We start from the raw sequence: 18,786 nt of genomic DNA, 5'->3' as shown, positions 1-18,786 counted from the left end.
ATCCAAAATCGTTCGACTGAGCGCTCACGACGAAGTCCAAAATCCAAAATCCAAAATCCAAAATCGAATGACTATTCCCTATTAACTTGACAATTCATAGAAATGGTAGGTAACGGCTCCAGTAATGGGGTCGTTGTCTATTCGCACATAACCTGATTTCAGCATTTCTTTGAGAACCTTTTCCACTTCAGCAAAACTGGCTCCCGTTGCCTTCACCCCTTGAGTCACAGTTAAGTTACCACCCTTAATTTCTGCGGCTTCAAGCAGTTTAACCATCAGTTCGTTACCAGTAGGCTGGTAAACTTGGGAATTAACTACTGCTTGATTGAGTGGTAAACCCAAAGGTGATAAACCTGCTTTGATCCTCAGTTGCTGTTCATACTCATCAACCATCCCAGGAATCAGCAGTAGATCGACTAACTGGCCTACATACAAAAAACCAAAAGTCAATAGCCACAATACACCAGTCGCTATCTTGCCATTATACAAACGGTGTAATCCTGCTATTCCTAAAAATCCACCTGCACACAAGGCATAAGAGATCAGAAGACGGTCTTTATTCCGATTTTCTTGTACATTCATCTTGTTCTCAACCCCTTGAATTAGCTCTTGTTTTTTGAGCTTTTTAGTTCCTGGTTACACGCTGGGCATTCTTCCATCAACACAACTTACATAGCGGATGCCAAAGCCTAAATACTTTAGCTGACTACCAATTTTCAACTCCACATTCCGTAACAACTAAAGTTTTGTTGCAACTCTTAATGTTTTATTTGCCATTTTCCCGGCAACACCTTGGTAGACTGAATTTTATACATAATGTAATTATTGTCCTTAGCTGCACCTTGTGAGAACATAAGCTTTGGCTCTCTGGTGTACTCAAAAATAAGAAAAACATTCATGGCAGTCAAAAAATGGTAGATTCCCTAAAAAAACCAGGCTTTGAAGAAATGCGTCCCGGGGTTAAAGTCCCGTCAAAAGAAAGCCTCTTAACACCCCGCTTTTACACAACAGATTTTGATGAAATGGCGCGGATGGACATCTCCGTCAACGAAGACGAGTTAAGAGCCATACTGGAAGAATTTCGCGTAGACTACAACCGCCATCACTTTGTCAGAGATGCCGAGTTTGAGCAATCCTGGAATCATATTGATGGGGAAACTCGCCAATTGTTCGTGGAATTTCTCGAACGCTCCTGTACAGCCGAGTTTTCCGGCTTTTTGCTCTACAAAGAACTCGGCCGTCGCTTGAAGGATAAAAGTCCTCTATTAGCAGAGTGTTTTAACCTGATGTCACGGGATGAAGCACGTCATGCTGGCTTTTTGAACAAGGCAATGTCAGACTTTGATCTATCTCTAGATTTAGGTTTTTTGACTAAGAGCCGCAGTTACACTTTCTTTAAGCCCAAATTCATCTTCTACGCTACTTATCTTTCTGAGAAGATAGGTTATTGGCGCTATATCACCATTTATCGCCATTTAGAACAACACCCTGAAGACCGGATTTACCCAATTTTCCGCTTCTTTGAAAATTGGTGTCAGGATGAAAACCGCCACGGCGATTTCTTTGATGCCATCATGAGAGCGCAGCCACAAATGCTAAATGACTGGAGAGCCAAGCTATGGAGTCGGTTCTTCCTGTTGTCTGTGTTTGCAACAATGTATCTCAATGATATTCAGCGCAAAGATTTTTATGCTTCTCTCGGCTTAGATGCCAGAGAATATGACATTCATGTGATTAAGAAGACCAATGAAACCGCAGGTAGAGTCTTCCCACTCATGCTCGATGTAGAAAATCCAGAGTTTTATCAGCGTTTGGATGTTTGTGTCAAAAATAACGAAAAATTGACAGCAATTTCCAACTCCAATACTCCTAAATTCCTGCAATTCTTCCAAAAAGCGCCAATTTACCTTTCTCATGGTTGGCAGTTATTAAAGCTATACCTGATGAAACCCATTGATGCGGTTTCTGCTCATGGTCAAGCTCGCTAATTTAGCGTAGTTTTAGAAAAATTTTGGTGGTTCTGTGATGTACAGAGCCACTTTTTTTGTTTTAATCAGTATATTTAGGGAGTTTATAAACTAATGCTCAATTTAATGTTTGCTTTTGGATACTCTAGCCTTGGTTATATACTTTATAATTCTGGCGACTATCAAGGAGCCATTGAAAATTATACTCAGGCAATTTTACAAAATTCAGAGGATTTGACATCATATCTAAGTCGTGGTGTGGCTCGTTCACTGACAAAGGATTATCAAAATGCAATTGAAGACTTTAATGAAACAATCCGGCTGAGTCCTCAATATGCTCAGGCTTATGCTGAACGTGGTGTGGCTCGTGCAGCAATAGGCGATAATCAAAGTGCAATTGAAGATTGTCATCGTGCAATTCAATTAGATCCCCAATATGTACGAGCTTATTTTGGACGAGGTGCAGCGCGTTTTTACTCTGGTAACTATCAAGGTGCGCTAGAAGACTTCAGTCTGATAGCCAGCATGGAACGTTCTGCTATTTCTTACTACAATTTGGGCATTCTGCAATATTCTCAGGGTATTAATAGTCAAGCGATTAAGCACTTAACCAAGGCTCTTTATGTAGATCCCAATTTAACGGCTGCTTACTATGTGCGAAGTAATGCGTGTTATGAGTTAGGAGATGAGCAAGGTGCATTTGCAGATTTTAATGAAGCAAAGCAGATTGAAGCAGTGGGTGCAGGTGAAAAATATTCTGAGGATGAATTTGCTCTCTACGCAAGGGGTTTGGCTCACCATCGCTTAGGTAATCGGGAGAAAGCGATCGCTGATCTCCAAGAATCAGCCCAAATTGCGTTAAAGCATCAAAACACAATATTTCACCAAAAGGTGATCAACTTCATGAGCGAAATTCAGTCTTAAGTAAGCTAAAACGCACCTAATTTAAATATTTGAGCGAGCAAGGATGCCCACCCCACAAAAGTTAGACTTATTTCGGCTATACAATTTAAATGCGTAGCAGCTTAATTCAGCATAAATAAATCACTATGGTTTATAGTTGCACTGTCTTCGCTAAAGCGCAACTAAGAGCTAATTCCAGAGATTTGACAAAAATTTTTCCTTAATTTGACACCAGTCAGTAATACTAAACCATTACATTACAAATCAAACAAATAGCAGGGCTATAAAAACTAAAAATTTATGTATAATTTTATGCACAAAACTTTTAAGAGTAAATTGCCACTTCTGTTGACTTTTTGCCTATTTAATAGCTTTTTACCTGCCTCGGCTTCAGTTTTATGTGCAGCAAACTCCTCTGAACAAGACTATAAAATAGCTAATCGCTATGACAGAGATGGAGATAGAGGCAGCAATGGACGCTCTGGTCGAGATGGTCGCAGTGGTGAAAATCAAACGATTTCAGCTAATGGTTCCCCTGTAAATATTGACCTGTCTGGGGAAGATGGGGAAGATGGGGAAGACGGAGAACGTGGTACTCGACCCCGCTGTAGAGACCAACGTGAAAATGTCGAAAACTCCATCAATGCACCAGATGGGGGTAATGGTGGTACTGGAGGGAAAGGTGGAGATGGTGGTCATGGTGGTTCCCTCACTGCCTATTACACCAATTTGGTAGACTTACAGAAAATTTTTGTTCGCGCTGTTGGCGGGGAAGGTGGACGCGGTGGAAAAGGTGGCAGAGGTACAGCAGGTTGTAATTGTAACCGTAGGAGTTGGGAAGTAAAAACCTGCAAAGGTACTCCCGGTAGTCCTGATTATAAGTGTACTAGTAAAGTTTATCGGTGTTCTCACGGCAGTGATGGACGTGATGGTAGTTATGGTCAAAACGGTAAGCCAGGACGATTAGGAACTTTAAGTATAATTAACAGCAATAAACCTTTGGCAGATGATGCACCAACTTTAAAATTAGCACTTTCTGAATTAGCAAATAAAGATTTTAACCTCTCCAAAAATAAATGGCAGCAGCGTCAAGGAGCAACTTCTCTGTTAGCTGTTGGTTCTGTGATTGCTGATGAATATCGAGAGTTTGAAAAGCGACTAGAAGGGACTTTTAAATTAATTTGGCAAGATAAACAACCCATTACCAGCTTTGCTAATCAAAGTGTAACACTGAGTTTAAATGACAGTGAAAAGGTAGAAATTGCCTTTTCTGATGATATGTGGGTTGATGGTAATGCCAATATGCAAGGTAAATTGACAGAGTTTACTGTTAATTATGCAATTCCTAAAAAAGATGTGACGCGTTTAGCAGTGGCAGATTTTACTGATGCAGGACAAAACCTCAACTTAAAAATAGTTGATTTAGCATCAAGGTCAGATTTAATTAATACTCAGTTTCGAGTGAAATATAGGGCAAGAGACAATTTTTCTGGATCTTCTAACTACCAAACTTTTTACGAAGGGGAAATTCCTAACGAATTAGTTACTCGTAGCTATAATCGTTTTACCCTCGATTTAGGTAAGTTGAAGATTCCCAGTGATGCTCTTAATTCTGGTGTGAATGTTGATATTGAAGTAGTAGCAATCCGTTCTTTAGGGGGAAGTTCTGCACAGCAAACTCTCAACTGGCAAGGTGCAATTCGCAAAGTTAATAAATAATTCAGAAGGCATAAGTGGCTATCATCAAATACTAAAACTCAAAACTGCTTGGCAAGGCAATTTTGAGTTTTTACTTAAACATTTGAAGAGGTTATGCAAATTTTGTTTGTACTTTCTTCTGAAGTAAGTTGATAATTGCAGCTTTTTCTAAAATTCCAACCAGAAAACCATTGTCACGAATCACAGCCAATGCTGATAACTTTTGTGTTTCGAGTAACTGTACTACTTCCAGCAATGGTTGATCCGATTGTACAGTGCTGGACTGCTCGATTGGTTTCATTACTTGGAAGACTTGAGTTTCTGACCATAATGTATTTGGGATGGTTCGCAAGTCATCAATTGATATTGCTCCCAGCAATTGTCCTTCCTCATCTGTCACCAAGAAACGACGGTATTCTTGAGCATTTAAGAGCTGTTGATCTGCAAACTCTCTTAAAGTCAAATTGGCTGTGACAATGGGGCTATCGTTGTTTACAGCATCTGCTGCTGTTAAACCTGTGAGTTTTTCTTGCACTCTAGCAAATTGGGCAGCTTTTCCAGCATTTTGTAGCAAGAATAATCCAATTAACAAGTTCCAGATGTTAACAAAGCTACCAAATAATAGTAGAGGAATGAGACCAGATGCGATCGCAATCCAACCAAAGATTTGACCAATTCGGCTGGCAACAACCACTCCTTTATAGGATTTACCAGTAATTTTCCAGACTATTGCTTTCAGTATATTTCCTCCATCCAAGGGTAAGCCAGGAATGAGGTTAAATAGAGCTAAGGTCAAATTAACAGAAGCTAGTAGACCCAGGATAGCTGCCAATGGCCCAGATGCAGCAGTCGCAAAACCAACTGTTGTCGCTGTAGCGAATAGAAGGAAACTAACTAATGGTCCTGCGATCGCTACCCAAAAAGCTTCCCCAGGAGTTTGCGATTCTTTTTCTAAGCTTGCCAGTCCACCAAATATAAACAGTGTAATTGATTTGACATCAATTCCTTGGCGAATAGCGACAAAGCTGTGTCCTAATTCATGGGCGACAACTGAGCCAAATAGCAACAGTGCTGTCATCAATCCTAGTAGCAACGGTAATCCCCCACCTAATTGGGGAAATTGTGCCGCTAGTCCGCTGCTATAGCTCCAAGTTACCAAACCTAGAACCAAAAACCAAGACGGATGTATATAGAAAGGTATTCCAAAAAGGTTGCCAACCCGAATTGTGCTATTCATGGTATTCACCTGTGACATGAGCATTGAGAGGTTTGTTGTTTCTCCCAATGCCCTTATCGTAACGAAATATTAAGTAAATTTAATCTTTGTAACAGTAGTGGTGTCCGTCCATTAAGGTGTGGTTATGCGAATTTAGCCTGTAAAATCTCTATTTTATGGGTGAGAGTGGGAGAAAAATTACCATATTTACCATAATTTTCGGATAAGGGACTTCCCAATAAAAAAATATTCAATTATTTCTTGTGGGGTAGCCATAGTAAGCCCATCCCACAAGAATAGTAAGCCCATCCCACAAGATTGGATAATTTATTTCCTGGAAGTCCTTAAATGCGCCATTTTTTCTGTGTCTGGAGCGTGAAACAGAAAAAATCACGATTGTCGTCTAAATACATGAGAACTGCTGTTGTCACTAGCAAGAACTTAATCAGGACTTACGCAACTGGCTTGATTTGTAGGGTGCGTCAGACCTATAAATTGTTTATTATACTGCAAACGCGTGAAATCTGGACTTATGTCATACTGAGCGTAACGTAGTGCAGCGAAGTATCTCGGAGATTCTTCACTTCGTTCAGAATGACACTTTTGAACCGTTTTTAGTATATCAACAAATTTATGATATCTGACGCACCGATAAAAGATATTAAATGTGACACGCAGCTTTAGTCTTGTTAATCTGTTCTCTACTTTTTTTGTAATTAAGTTTTGGAAGATTTTCCTTTATCCGAAACCATTTGAGAGAGAATATATCCGGTTAAATCTAGTAATTGATCCAGAAAAACACCGATAATAGCAATGTAGAGTATGGAGTCAATTATATATTTAGGATTGCCAGCTTTATAACCATTCCATGCCAGAAAGCCAAGTCCTTTTGAACCTGCCAGCATTTCTGTAGCAATAACTGTAAACCAGGCTATCCAAAGACCAATTCTCAAAGCTTTAAAAATGTGATGGATAGCTACGCGGAAATTATTATCATATTTACGAAATTGTTGGATACCTGTAGCTGTTTCCACAATAACTGCCCAGAGTACACCAATAAACACCACAAAAATAGCTGCGGTTTCGTTCTCTTTAAAGAGAATGAGCGCAATCGGTAAAAATACTATAGAAGGAATGCTATTTGGGATTTGGAATAATCGTGTAAATAGCTGATAAACTATACCATTGATACCAATTACAAAGCCGATAAATATACCTAAAACCGAGGCGGGAATATAACCTACAAATAAGCGTTGTAGGGTAGCCAAAACGTCTAACAATATACTATTTTCCATTCCTCAGTTATTATTTTAAGCGTCTGGGGAATACTAAAGCAATAATACTCAATAGCGGTGGAAAGGAAAAGTTAAAAGCAGATGTAAAAACCCAACTTCATCAAGTTTATCGGCAAATACATTTCTAACCAAAAAATTAAATAATATTTCAATAATTGAATTTAGCTGAAATTAAAAAAATAAATTTGTGGTTCTTTAAATAAAAATTAGGGGCGTATTGTAATACACCCCTACCGTATATAAATTATCAGAGATGAAAATGTATCATTGAGATTTCATCCTTTCGGCTTGCTGAATTATTTACCCATATTTCGCTTCATTTGTTCCAACTCATCTTGAGTTTCCCAGCGACGAAACTTGTCTTCTAAGTCGTCAAAGCTACTAGCTGGTGTTTGCCAAGCATTGGTTTCTAAACGCTGCGGAGTTGGAACTTTTGCGCGTTCTGTTTGTCGCGCTGTCTGTGCTGCGGTGGCTTTAGCTTGTACTTCTTGACGACGCTGCTGAATTTTTCGTAATAGTTCTTGAGATTGGGTAATGCGGTCTTTTAGACCCTGCATTTGTCCCCAACGCTGATTTCCCTCGCGGAGGAGTGCGTCTTCTCTGTTTTGCGCTGGTGCGGCTAAATCCTCTCTACCTGCGGCTTTGGCTTTTTGTACGCGAATGTGCCAGCGTTGGATTTCTTGCGCGGTGGAGAGAATATCATCTTGCGATCGCTTCTCTTGTAATTGTAACTCTGCAATTAGCTTTAAGGTATCTTCTTCTTGCTCCCGCAGCTGTTCTAACAGCATCTCCAATTCCAAATGGGGATTGTTACGCAAGAATTCTTCTAAACGTTCTTCTAAAAACCGACTTAAATCATCAAATAAGCCCACTGTCAGAACTCCAAACATCGGGTTTGTAACTATTTTATCCTAATCTACCAAAAATAACCTATTCCTTTTGATGATAAAAACGATATTACTCTCTAATTAATACTTAGATTGACAATTAGCGGATAGTAAAAATCATTTATCCACTACTACTACAAATGGGAAAATAATCATATTAAATTACTTGAATTTGTATAATGATTTGATAAATTCCATCAAATTTAATTTTTCCAGCTATAGTTAGCAAGGATGTGAGATTATGCAGTATCAAACGCTCCTTTTTTATCTTAATTATTAATATAGAATTAAAGATAATAGCGGTGATTGAGATATGCGATATCAAGTCAAGTTAAATAAAATAGATAAAGTATATGCTATCTGGTGTCCTGCCTTACCTGGATGTTGGACAGTTGGAGAAACGGAACAAGAGGCTTTAGACAAGATGAAATATGCCATTCAAGCTTACTTAGAAACTATGGATGAAGTTGGTAAAGATGCTGAATTTTATTATGTAGAAGTGCGATAATTTAGCATTCAATCAAGTAATAGTCAATTTTAAGATTACCTAAATGGGTGTAACCCAATAAGTAATACCCCTGATAGTTTTAGCCCTTAATCCAAACTTAGGTAAATCCTCTTCACTCCAACGAAGATAAGTCCAATGGGGAATATCATTTGTGACAGTCTGAAACCAACCATTTTGATTTAAAGCTTTTCTTTGTGCTGGACTAGATACCCGTAAATCAATCGCTAATCCCCACAGATGTTGTGAAGTTCCTGGGGGTGCAACCGTATCGAGAATTTTTGTTTCTTTACCTTGTTTTACTTGTTCTAAAGTTCCACTATTCGCGTATTTTTGCCAAAATCTTAAATTGGTAGCAAAACTGCGAGTACAATCACCAGAATATCCAGATTTTAGTGGAATATTTACCAAAATCCTGGCTTTATTAAAAGCATCAGCAGCGGATCTTTGTAAATAACATTCTCTAGTCCCTTCAACTAATGCTACTCGCATATTCCCCTGAAAATCTTGTGTTTCGCGTTCATCGTCTAAGATAACTTTTCGTGGTAGTTTAATTTCTGATTCTTGATTGATAAAAACTGCACCATAAGCACGCAGTAAAGTATATTCATAACTATTAAGTTGGGGAATATTTGCTAATTGATGGGTAATTGTAGCTAAAAAACGCTCTTGCTCATTTAGTTGCTGACTGGGAATAAATGGTGTAAATGTAGATGGTGTTATATTGACATTATTTGTTAGAGCAGTATTTTGTAATGATTGATGATAGTTAGTATCACTACTGGCAATCAAGGTAAAAAATATGAAGATAATGACGGTAATAAAAGTTATTTTTCTTAAACGGCGTTTTATTCTTGAATAACGTTTCATTACAAAATTGATTAACTTGACAACTTGGATTTAATCATATTACAAAATTGTGGGAATGTTAGTAATTACTTCTCGTAGCTAATTTGATAACTTAGAATCATTTTCTAAAAAACATAACAGAATATGAGTATCTAACAAAAAACTCATTATTCTTACCCATAAAAAGCAGCAATCACTTCTTCTGAAGTTTCATCAAAATCATCAGCGATCTGCACCTGTCTTTGCCAAAAACCCGCAACTATTGGCTCTAAAGTACCTTGGTTACTCATCTGATGTAAACCCGCTTTTTCCACTGTAGGTTTTTCTGGAGAGATAGGTAAAACTTTTGCCCAAGGAACGCCTTGAGGAGTTAGGGGAATTTCCATATTATTTTGGATATCTGATAATAACTCAACTAAATTATCAGACAAGTAAGTAATATCGAAAGTTTTTCCTGACATTGTTATTCATCTTCTACTCACTACAAGTAGTATAGCAAAATTTAGAAAACATGAATAAACATTTAAAATTGAATATTAATAGTATCAGAGAACCAATCATCATCAATTAACTGTTCTAAAGTATATGGACATTGATCAGGAAAAATGTTTTTCTTTAATCCTGTTTTGGCAATTACATACTTTATCGCTTTTCGATAATTATTTTCTTTTTCTGCATTTAGGTGTTTTCTTAAATTCGTAGTCATATCTGTTTCCAGTTCACTGCGAAAATTAACAATTTCAGCAGCCCAATGACGACGATTTATGCTTTCTGCTTCCCAATATTGAATTAATAACAAATGAATGATAATTTGTCTTAAGTAACTTTCTCCCCTACGTTTAGTATCTCTAACCAAATTTTCTAAAACCTCATTTAAACTATCTAAATCTATATCATTTAACCGATTATTTTTTATTTGCTCTAAAGTCATCTCATACCAGGCTAAATAGTCTGATTTATATAAATTTTTTAAGCTGGTTGTATTTAAAATTTGCATATTTTTACCTCAAAAAATCATAGAATTTCTTCGTGGAAATTGATCCTACATTTTTTAACTCATCAACAAAATTTTCTACAAGAGCTAAGGCAGAATTATATTATAATATATCATATCTAATATCAATATATTATAATACAAATATCCTGTAAATCCTTTAATCCTGGAAATGCTGATTGAGACAATTAGCCAAAATATACGATAGAATACTTATTCTAACTAGCTTTTTTAACTTTTAATTATTAATTTTTAACTGCTTATGACCATGCACAATTCCGTTGAATTCCAAGACGCATTTGATGTGATAGTCGTCGGTGCAGGTCACTCCGGTTGCGAAGCAGCTTTAGCTACTGCCCGCCTCGGTTGTCGGACTCTGCTGTTAACCCTTAATCTAGATAGAATTGCTTGGCAACCTTGTAACCCAGCAGTAGGTGGCCCGGCCAAATCTCAATTAACCCATGAAGTTGATGCTTTGGGTGGAGAAATTGGCAAAGTTGCAGACCGCACCTATCTACAAAAACGCGTCCTCAACTCTTCACGAGGTCCTGCGGTGTGGGCATTAAGGGCGCAAACTGATAAGCGAGAATATGCGACAGTCATGAAGACCATTGTCGAGAATCAAGACAATTTGACAATTCGGGAAGGAATGGCCACCGATTTGGTGCTGGGTGCTAACGATGAAATTATCGGTGTGCAAACTTACTTTGGCATGGCGTTCCAATGTAAAGCCTTGATTATCACCACCGGCACATTCTTGGGTGGGAAAATTTGGGTGGGTAACAAGTCAATGCCAGCAGGACGTGCGGGAGAGTTTGCGGCTGAAGGATTGACAGAAACTCTGAATCGCTTAGGATTTGAAACGGGAAGATTAAAAACAGGAACACCGGCGCGGGTAGATAGACGCTCGGCAGATTACAGTAAAATGGAAATCCAGCCGGGAGATAAAGAAGTCCGCTGGTTTAGCTTTGACCCCCAAGCGTGGGTAGAACGGGAACAAATGGCTTGTTACATGACCCGGACTACTGCGGAAACTCATCGTTTGATTCGGGAAAATTTGCACCTATCACCGGTTTATGGTGGTTGGGTGGAAGCTAAGGGACCCCGTTATTGTCCGAGTATTGAAGATAAGATTGTCCGCTTTGCAGATAAAGAAAGCCACCAAATTTTTATTGAACCAGAAGGTCGGGATATTCCTGAATTATACATCCAAGGGTTTTCTACGGGTTTACCGGAAAATCTGCAATTGCTGATGTTGCGGAGTCTCCCCGGTTTAGAAAACTGTGTGATGCTGCGTCCTGCCTATGCGGTGGAATACGATTATATACCTGCAACTCAGTGTTATCCGACATTGATGACAAAGAAGGTGGAAGGGTTATTTTGCGCGGGACAAATTAATGGGACAACGGGTTATGAAGAAGCTGCTGCACAGGGTTTAGTCGCGGGTATTAATGCAGCGCGATTTGTCCGGGGTGAGGAAATGATAATTTTCCCGCGTGAGCAAAGTTACATCGGGACTTTGGTTGATGATTTGTGTACGAAGGATTTACGGGAACCTTACCGAATGCTGACGAGTAGGTCTGAGTACCGTTTGTTACTGCGTTCTGATAATGCTGACCAACGGTTGACACCTTTAGGAAGAGAAATTGGTTTAATTGATGACCGTCGTTGGGATTTGTTTACTAGCAAACAAGAACAGATTACGGCAGAGAAAGAACGTTTGCATTCTACCAGAATTAAAGAACTGGAGGAAATAGGGAGAGCGATCGCACTCGATACCCAACAAACAATTAAAGGCTCAATTACCCTTGCTGACTTATTACGTCGTCCAGGAATACATTATGTTGATTTAGAAAGGTACGGACTAGGTAACACCAACCTTAACCAAGCCGAAAAAGAAGGAGCAGAAATAGACATTAAATATTCTGGTTATCTAGCCAGACAGCAAAACCAAATCGAGCAAACCGCCCGTCAAGCCAACCGCCAATTACCTGCCAATTTAGACTACACAACAATTGATACTCTTTCTAAAGAAGCCAGAGAAAAGCTCAACAAAGTCAAACCACTCACAATTGGTCAAGCAGCCCGAATTGGCGGCGTTAACCCAGCTGATATCAACGCCTTACTAATTTATTTGGAAATAGGTAGAACCAAGTCCCAGAAACAGTTATCGGTGTTAGCCGACACATAAAATTAGAAAGGGCAAGTATAGTATAATGTGGGGGATCAGTATGATAGATGACATATACTTTTGTTGTGACATTATCAACTTGTTCTAAATTAGAGTAGAATTTAATACCATTGCTCAATCAACTTGTCTCCTCTGGGACGAGTAATTTAGCTATTGATTTTTTAACTTGATTTCCAGGTAATCGGGGTGTAGTTTACCCTTCCTAGCAGCTACAACAGAGGATGTCTATGATCACAGAAGCCAGCACCCATCTAATTATTTCCGAAGCAGCAGAGGACTTAATCCCCAATGAATCCCTGTCCATAGAAACTTACGCTGAAGGATTAATGGATGATCTCTTCAACGATATCGACAGCATTCTGGATGGTCGGAGGAAACGTCCAGCCAAAACTGTGAGGACAGAATATGTACCTATACAAACAGTTACGCTAAAGACTCCAGAAGTGGTTTTACCACAGAGAGTACACGGAACAGTTAAGGCGATGTCGCCAATCAAAAAGCAACAAACAAGTACATTAGTATTCAATCATCCTTCTGTTACGGCTATTAGTACAAGAACTCAACAAAATAGCGGTAGTTTAGGCAACCTGCTAATTATGGGAGCCACCTTAAGCTTGGCAATGGTGGGTACACTCTACCTAACAGATTCGAGATTGCTAACTAATCTCACTGCTAAATTGATTCCCCAGAGTTTACAAACAAGTCAGCCACAATCGCCTGTAGTCATCAAACCAGACCCTCAAGCAGAGTTGGTTAATTATATGCTGGAAGCCTTAGCAGTCATAGAACAGCAAGGAACAAGCACTAATCAGACATCAGCTAGATCTGGATTTCCGGCAGTAAATCTCAACCAAACAAACTCTTTGGCTTTGCCCAGTACCCAACCAATTGGGACTCTACCACCACCAGTATCAGCTAATAATGTAGCACCTGCTCCCAGTCGGGTAACAAATGTTGTTGAGCGGATATATATCCCTGTCTATCAAGCGCCTCAACCTCTACGCCCCTTACCACAGGTTCCACCAATTCCGGCGCAGGTATCCGCACCTGAGACTGTGAAAAATCTCCCCAAAGCAGCGCAACCAGTAACCAAACCGATCCCAGCAAAAGTGTTAACGGCAACTGTGAAGCCGGCAGTTAAACCTCAGCTACCCGCCATAGCACCCCCAAAACTGCCAACAGCACCAACAACTATTCAGCAACAAGTCTATTTACCACCTAGTTATTCGGCCGAATTAGAAGGATTACTAGAGTTAGGAAACAAATCTGCTGCTTTGTTTAAAATTGATGGTGTGACTCGCCGCATTAACCTGGGAGAGGGCATTGGATCTAGTGGTTGGACACTAGTAGAGGTGAGTAATGGTGAGGCGATTATCCGCCGTAATGGTGAGGTGCGCTCAATTTATGCGGGTCAGAAGTTGTGAGAATTGGTTGATACTCCCTGCCATAAATTGACGGGGTTAATTAACGGGACTTGAGAACTTTGATTAGCTTCTCAATGGAGCGTTAATTTCAAAGTGAATATGATTACTGTGACCACTCAGAGGAGTACAAAGACCCTCTTTGATTAGCTGCTGATCATTGAAAAAAACTGCTCCTGTTCTGACTAGCTGTTGCTTGCGAATAGATTTCAGCAAGGCTCGTGTAGCATCTTGATCGTATTCAGAACTTGACCAAACAATGCCGCCAAAATTCCCATTTTTCTTGGGCAAGAAAACATCACACATCATCCCAGTTTCATGACCGTGATGATCAGGGGTGTCTCCTCCATGAGGTAGGCTAACATCATTAATCGCAAATGGAGCAGCCTTGGGGTGAGTACTACGATAACTATTTTGATAATCTTGAGCGATCGCTTTAATGACATCAGCTAACCAGTGGGTTCCAAAATCATGATGATCATGAATTTCTGCCAGTTCACCATTAACAAAACCATTGTCAGGGTCACTTTCGGGCATTAATACCCACTGCGGTGCATTAGCTGCTTGCAACCATCTATGAGTCATTTCACCAACATCAACTCTACCATCACCACTAACAGTACTGCGACCAATAATAATTGACTGAAATAGTTTAATAGCATCAAATAATCCTCTATCTCGGTCTGCACTGTTAGGATCACCTACCCATTTGTAACCTAACTCATACAATCTGGCTTTAACTGCTTTCACGTCATCAGCTTTATTGACTCCGCCAATTCCCACACTACCACTAAGTTCTATCTTTGCTGCTAATACACTAGATGTTGAAATTTGTTGAGTTTTTTGATTGCTAGGAACAACTACTTTAATGTTGAACTTGAGGATTTGGTCATTGATAGTAATTACCATTTGACGATTACCATTTTGGTTAAAGACAAAATTGAATTGCCATTTACCATCCTCATTAATTGGTACACTTGCGGCTGGAAATTTATCATCAATTATCACTGACAAAAGTTTGCCACTATCAGCTAATTTTGCTAACCCTTCAACTCTGAAACCTTGCCCTATTTCTACTTCTTTAGGCGCACGAATTAGTTGCAGTTGTTCTAATGTCGAAGGAATGATAACTTCTCCCCTATTAGTCAGTAATTCCTGTGCTTCAGGAAGTAGTTTAATAATTTTACTGACGTAGTTAGGATCAGATGAATATCCCTTACTTTTGAGAAATCCAATAAAGTTTTCTGGAGTATTAGTATGCTCTTCTAAACCTTTATAGGGAGAACGAGTTAAAAATTTCCAATAACCAATAATAAAGGCATTAATATCTGTGAATTTACAAAACTCAACTTCTCCTAGCTCAGAAGAAATTTTTATTTTCACTGGTTCTGCAAAGCCTTTCATATCGGGGTTTCGCCATTTTAATCCGGCAAAATTATTAGCATTAATGGCAAGTTCACTTGTAGCTCTAGCAGACTCTAACAACCATTGAGCTAGGGTAACTTCTTTGAGAATTTGCCTATTGATATTGCTAATCTTAGCAGTTTCAAGACCAACGGTTTTAAATATTACTTCTAAATTACTGTTCAGATAATTTTTGACTAAATCATTGAGTAATGTCATATTTTGCCTGCACAAAAAGAATATATTTATTGAAATCTGTAACTTGAGATATAGTTTGCCTAAACATTATCTGCAATTGTGATCTCACTAGTCTGTAACTTGAGATATAGTTTGCCTAAACATTATCTGCAATTGTGATTTCATTAGGATGATATTATACAGCAATCTTAAATTAGTTAAGTCAATAAAGGTAGGAGACGGAGGGTTTACTTGCTGTAGAAAAACCGCTTTTCCTACTGTAACCATGAAAAATCTGTCTGAAGTTATAGATAACCCATATTTATTTCTTTTCTAGTGATTGTCAAAGTTCCTTAATAGAACCGTCGGTATCACAAAACCAATAGACCAAGAGACTTTCAAGCTTTTAAGAGTTTCTGAAAATATCAAAAAAGCAGTTCATATTTTACAAAATATTAATTTAATATAAAGATGGTATGATACACATTCACAACAACAGAAATATATGGTTATAGTAAAATATACGGGTAAAGCGCATGGATCATAATTATGACGTGAAGCTTGATTTATAAGAAGTCTAACTGAAATTCAAAATAAAATCAATTTTTTACAGTTATGTCAAACTTACGTCCATCCTTAAATTCTGTAACTTCCTCTTCTCAACAAACTGCATTTACAAAAGATTCTCGCAATGTGATGGAAATGCTAGTTGTAGAAGAAGTAGAGAAACAAATCAAATCCTTGCCTGTAAAAACTGCTTACTACATCAAAGCATCAGAAGTTGTTGCTTATGCTTTAAACCGTTTACCTTGCCTGTATGCTACTACTAGGAGAGGGTGGCAGCGACAATGGCATCATGGAAAAACAGAGTTATATCAGAAAATTACCACAGCTGTACGTCAAGGAATTATAGCTGTACAAAGAGATCCTTTGCGTGTTAATGATCCTCTCAATTTTACAGCAGACCATGCAGCCTTAGATGCTTTGGAAAAACTCAAAATTTTATTGCAACGTCAAGACCTGTCATGGGATAACTTAAGTGATGTAGTGGAGCAAACATTACTCAATGAGTCAAAAGGTAGGACTACCTGGCATAAATCTGGTAGCTCAGAAAGGGATACATTTAACTGGGAGAAGCATCAGCAATAACTTAAATTTTGATTTGTTATTGCATTTTTACTTATTTATGAGTGCTTAATAGAAAATAGGTACAGGTAGGTAAGGTAGGTGATATTTTTGGCAAATTAAGCGTTGTTAAAGAGTAATAGGGAAGTGCGACCTAGAAATCTTACTAATTGGGTGCAACGATGTTACTGAACTCCGACTGATGTAGGCAGCTATTGCTTTTTAACACTAGCCTCCAGAGTTTTTACTTGAGTTTGCAATTGTTCTACCACTTGTAGATGCGATCGCTCTAACAAATAACCTGCCCAAACAAAGCTACCACCTAACACAGCAACTACAGCCACTAAAAGGCTAGTCAGCATCTTGACCTGAGAACGAAGTTGTTTGACTTCATAGATTTGATATTGATTCTTGTCCAGAGAGATGAGATTAGTATCTTCATTTTCTGCGACTATCTCCACTTTTGCATTTTCTACTTTTTCGTTCTCTACTATTTTGAACTCAATCTTGCTTCTTAGCCAATCAGCAATCAACTTAGGGCAATTACTCTTAAACCATTGCCAAGCAATCATCCTGAATGCCGGCTTAGATAATTTAGAAATCCCCTTTAGAGTTTTATTAAGAGTCCGAGACTGAAACTTTTGGTTGATCAAATTAGTTGACCCAGCATCATAGAGGCAATTTAAAATCAACTTAACTGTAATTTCTTCCCTGTAAATCAAATTTACCAACAAGAGAAGAACATCTTGCATCAGTTTTTCTTCTCGTTCTGCTTCTGTCTGCAATTGTGTCAAATCAGTTGGTGATTGTAATTGTTTAGGCATAGTTTTTGTATAAATTCCCAGTTTCCATTCAGTGCTTCCCTTTAAGTATACCGATATCAGAAAGCATTTGCTAATTCCTCGATTTGTTAGCGTCAAGCGACTAACCCATTAGCGAGAATAGAGATGATCTACCTACAGTGGAGATGAATAACAATCTCATTCAAAAACAACTGTTTTATTTCTATACAAACACCTGATTTTATCAATTCAACCCTACCACCCTATCCTAGCGAACTAACCCTGTGGAAGATTGATTAAATTCTTCCCAAGCAACCTCAACCTTACCAAGCACCAATCAACCCTAGAGCAAAACTGAAGAGAGCATGAATTTGATTATAACTTTTCAGGGCTGTTGGCAATCCTGAAAAAAGTAGCTTTGAAAGAAAATTTTTCTAGCAAATATATTACTAAATGGGTATTGACAAGTTTAGAACTGCTAGTAAATATATGAAAACAAATTACCGATTACCAAAATCACTCAAAAACTACTGTCCTATTCCCATATACCAAGACGCGATTTTGTAAATGTAATCTTACCGACCTAGCTAAAACAACTCGCTCTAAATCCTTGCCCTTTCTCACCAAATCATCCACCTCATCTCGGTGACTTACCCGCACCACATCTTGCTCAATAATTGGGCCTGCATCTAAATCCGCAGTTGCATAATGCGCCGTTGCCCCAATAATTTTTACACCTCTTTCAAAGGCTCGATGATAGGGATTAGCGCCGATAAAAGCTGGTAAAAATGAGTGATGAATATTAATAATTTGCGGAAATTGTCGAATAAAATCGGCGCTGACAATTTGCATATATTTTGCCAATACAACTAAATCTATTTTGTACTGTTGCAGTAATTCTAATTGTTTAATTTCCTGTTCTTTTTTATTTTCTTTAGTAATAGGAATATAGTGATAGTCAATGCCAAATTTTTCTGCTACATCCTGTAGATGAGGGTGATTACTAATAATTAAGGGAATTTCAGCATGAAACTCTTTTGAACGTTGTCGCCAAATCAAATCAAACAAACAATGGTCTTGACGACTAACCCAAATTGCTAGACGTGGAACAGTATCAGAAAAGTGTAATTCCCACTTAGCATTTAAAGGTTGAGCAATCGCATTAAATGCCTTTGCAATCAAGTCTCGTGGTAGATTAAACCCATCTAACTGCCATTCTAGGCGAGTGAGAAATAAACCAGCAGCAAAATCTGTATGCTGGTCGGCATGGATAATATTTCCACCATTAGAATATATAAAATTGGCGATTTTTGCTACTAATCCCCTTTGGTCAGGACAGGAAATGAGTAAAGTTGCTGTCGGCTTAGTCATA

At 38.5% G+C, this 18,786-nt stretch carries 17 protein-coding genes; 7 read left to right on the top strand and 10 right to left on the bottom strand.

Annotation, left to right across the window (positions count from 1 at the left end; translation table 11 throughout):
- Positions 1–81: 81 nt before the first annotated feature.
- Positions 82–582, bottom strand: a complete 501-nt coding sequence (locus tag ACSQ6I_RS01875) for a TM2 domain-containing protein (protein WP_438888576.1) — start codon at positions 580–582, stop codon at positions 82–84.
- 329 nt (positions 583–911) lie between these two features.
- Here ACSQ6I_RS01875 and acsF point away from each other — a divergent pair, with 329 nt between their 5' ends.
- The 3 genes from acsF to ACSQ6I_RS01860 all read left to right on the top strand — a co-directional run bounded on the left by acsF (position 912) and on the right by ACSQ6I_RS01860 (position 4,589).
- A complete protein-coding gene (gene acsF, locus ACSQ6I_RS01870; protein WP_438888575.1) occupies positions 912–1,988 on the top strand; it encodes a magnesium-protoporphyrin IX monomethyl ester (oxidative) cyclase in 1,077 nt (358 codons plus the stop codon).
- A gap of 93 nt (positions 1,989–2,081) precedes the next feature.
- Complete coding sequence (locus tag ACSQ6I_RS01865; protein ID WP_438888574.1) at positions 2,082–2,891, top strand: tetratricopeptide repeat protein; 810 nt, start codon at positions 2,082–2,084, stop codon at positions 2,889–2,891.
- 291 nt (positions 2,892–3,182) lie between these two features.
- The gene (locus ACSQ6I_RS01860; protein WP_438888572.1) at positions 3,183–4,589 is read left to right on the top strand and encodes a collagen-like protein; all 1,407 of its coding nucleotides are present in this window, start codon (positions 3,183–3,185) and stop codon (positions 4,587–4,589) included.
- A gap of 91 nt (positions 4,590–4,680) precedes the next feature.
- On the opposite strand, the gene ACSQ6I_RS01855 is transcribed toward ACSQ6I_RS01860, so the two are convergent.
- From ACSQ6I_RS01855 to ACSQ6I_RS01845, 3 genes are all read right to left on the bottom strand, one after another.
- Positions 4,681–5,805 (bottom strand): site-2 protease family protein, encoded by a 1,125-nt coding sequence (locus ACSQ6I_RS01855; RefSeq protein WP_438888571.1) that lies wholly within the window; start codon positions 5,803–5,805, stop codon positions 4,681–4,683.
- Between the two features lie 695 nt (positions 5,806–6,500).
- Entirely contained in the window at positions 6,501–7,079 is a 579-nt protein-coding gene (locus ACSQ6I_RS01850) for an ABC transporter permease (protein WP_438888570.1), read from the bottom strand.
- 296 nt (positions 7,080–7,375) lie between these two features.
- Positions 7,376–7,951, bottom strand: coding sequence for a TIGR04376 family protein (locus ACSQ6I_RS01845; protein ID WP_438888991.1), 576 nt, complete (start codon positions 7,949–7,951; stop codon positions 7,376–7,378).
- A 328-nt stretch (positions 7,952–8,279) separates the two neighbouring features.
- On the opposite strand from ACSQ6I_RS01845, the gene ACSQ6I_RS01840 reads away from it, so the two are divergent.
- The gene (locus tag ACSQ6I_RS01840; protein ID WP_438888568.1) at positions 8,280–8,474 is read left to right on the top strand and encodes a type II toxin-antitoxin system HicB family antitoxin; all 195 of its coding nucleotides are present in this window, start codon (positions 8,280–8,282) and stop codon (positions 8,472–8,474) included.
- Between the two features lie 39 nt (positions 8,475–8,513).
- Here the strand turns inward: ACSQ6I_RS01840 and ACSQ6I_RS01835 are convergent, their stop codons facing one another.
- From ACSQ6I_RS01835 to ACSQ6I_RS01825, 3 genes are all read right to left on the bottom strand, one after another.
- Entirely contained in the window at positions 8,514–9,341 is an 828-nt protein-coding gene (locus ACSQ6I_RS01835; protein ID WP_438888567.1) for a D-alanyl-D-alanine carboxypeptidase family protein, read from the bottom strand.
- A 152-nt stretch (positions 9,342–9,493) separates the two neighbouring features.
- Positions 9,494–9,781, bottom strand: a complete 288-nt coding sequence (locus ACSQ6I_RS01830) for a hypothetical protein (RefSeq protein ID WP_438888566.1) — start codon at positions 9,779–9,781, stop codon at positions 9,494–9,496.
- 62 nt (positions 9,782–9,843) lie between these two features.
- The gene (locus tag ACSQ6I_RS01825; RefSeq protein WP_438888565.1) at positions 9,844–10,317 is read right to left on the bottom strand and encodes a DUF29 domain-containing protein; all 474 of its coding nucleotides are present in this window, start codon (positions 10,315–10,317) and stop codon (positions 9,844–9,846) included.
- A gap of 259 nt (positions 10,318–10,576) precedes the next feature.
- On the opposite strand from ACSQ6I_RS01825, the gene mnmG reads away from it, so the two are divergent.
- Together mnmG and ACSQ6I_RS01815 are read left to right on the top strand one after the other, a co-directional pair.
- Entirely contained in the window at positions 10,577–12,505 is a 1,929-nt protein-coding gene (gene mnmG, locus ACSQ6I_RS01820; protein ID WP_438888564.1) for a tRNA uridine-5-carboxymethylaminomethyl(34) synthesis enzyme MnmG, read from the top strand.
- A gap of 227 nt (positions 12,506–12,732) precedes the next feature.
- Positions 12,733–13,929, top strand: coding sequence for a hypothetical protein (locus tag ACSQ6I_RS01815; protein ID WP_438888990.1), 1,197 nt, complete (start codon positions 12,733–12,735; stop codon positions 13,927–13,929).
- Between the two features lie 63 nt (positions 13,930–13,992).
- Here the strand turns inward: ACSQ6I_RS01815 and ACSQ6I_RS01810 are convergent, their stop codons facing one another.
- The gene (locus ACSQ6I_RS01810) at positions 13,993–15,549 is read right to left on the bottom strand and encodes a glucosaminidase domain-containing protein (RefSeq protein ID WP_438888562.1); all 1,557 of its coding nucleotides are present in this window, start codon (positions 15,547–15,549) and stop codon (positions 13,993–13,995) included.
- 573 nt (positions 15,550–16,122) lie between these two features.
- Between ACSQ6I_RS01810 and ACSQ6I_RS01805 the strand changes: the two genes are divergently transcribed.
- Positions 16,123–16,656: a late competence development ComFB family protein gene (locus ACSQ6I_RS01805; protein WP_438888561.1), complete on the top strand. Its 534-nt coding sequence runs from the start codon at positions 16,123–16,125 to the stop codon at positions 16,654–16,656.
- Positions 16,657–16,844: 188 nt separating this feature from the next.
- Here the strand turns inward: ACSQ6I_RS01805 and ACSQ6I_RS01800 are convergent, their stop codons facing one another.
- On the bottom strand, positions 16,845–17,456 hold the full coding sequence (locus ACSQ6I_RS01800) for a hypothetical protein (RefSeq protein WP_438888560.1): 612 nt from the start codon (positions 17,454–17,456) through the stop codon (positions 16,845–16,847).
- Positions 17,457–17,930: 474 nt separating this feature from the next.
- On the bottom strand, positions 17,931–18,785 hold the full coding sequence (purU, locus tag ACSQ6I_RS01795) for a formyltetrahydrofolate deformylase (RefSeq protein WP_015216587.1): 855 nt from the start codon (positions 18,783–18,785) through the stop codon (positions 17,931–17,933).
- Between the last annotated feature and the right edge of the window lies 1 nt (position 18,786).

The organism is Anabaena sp. WFMT, assembly GCF_051781005.1.
Taxonomy (GTDB): domain Bacteria; phylum Cyanobacteriota; class Cyanobacteriia; order Cyanobacteriales; family Nostocaceae; genus Anabaena.
This window is presented reverse-complemented; position numbering and strand designations above follow the sequence as displayed.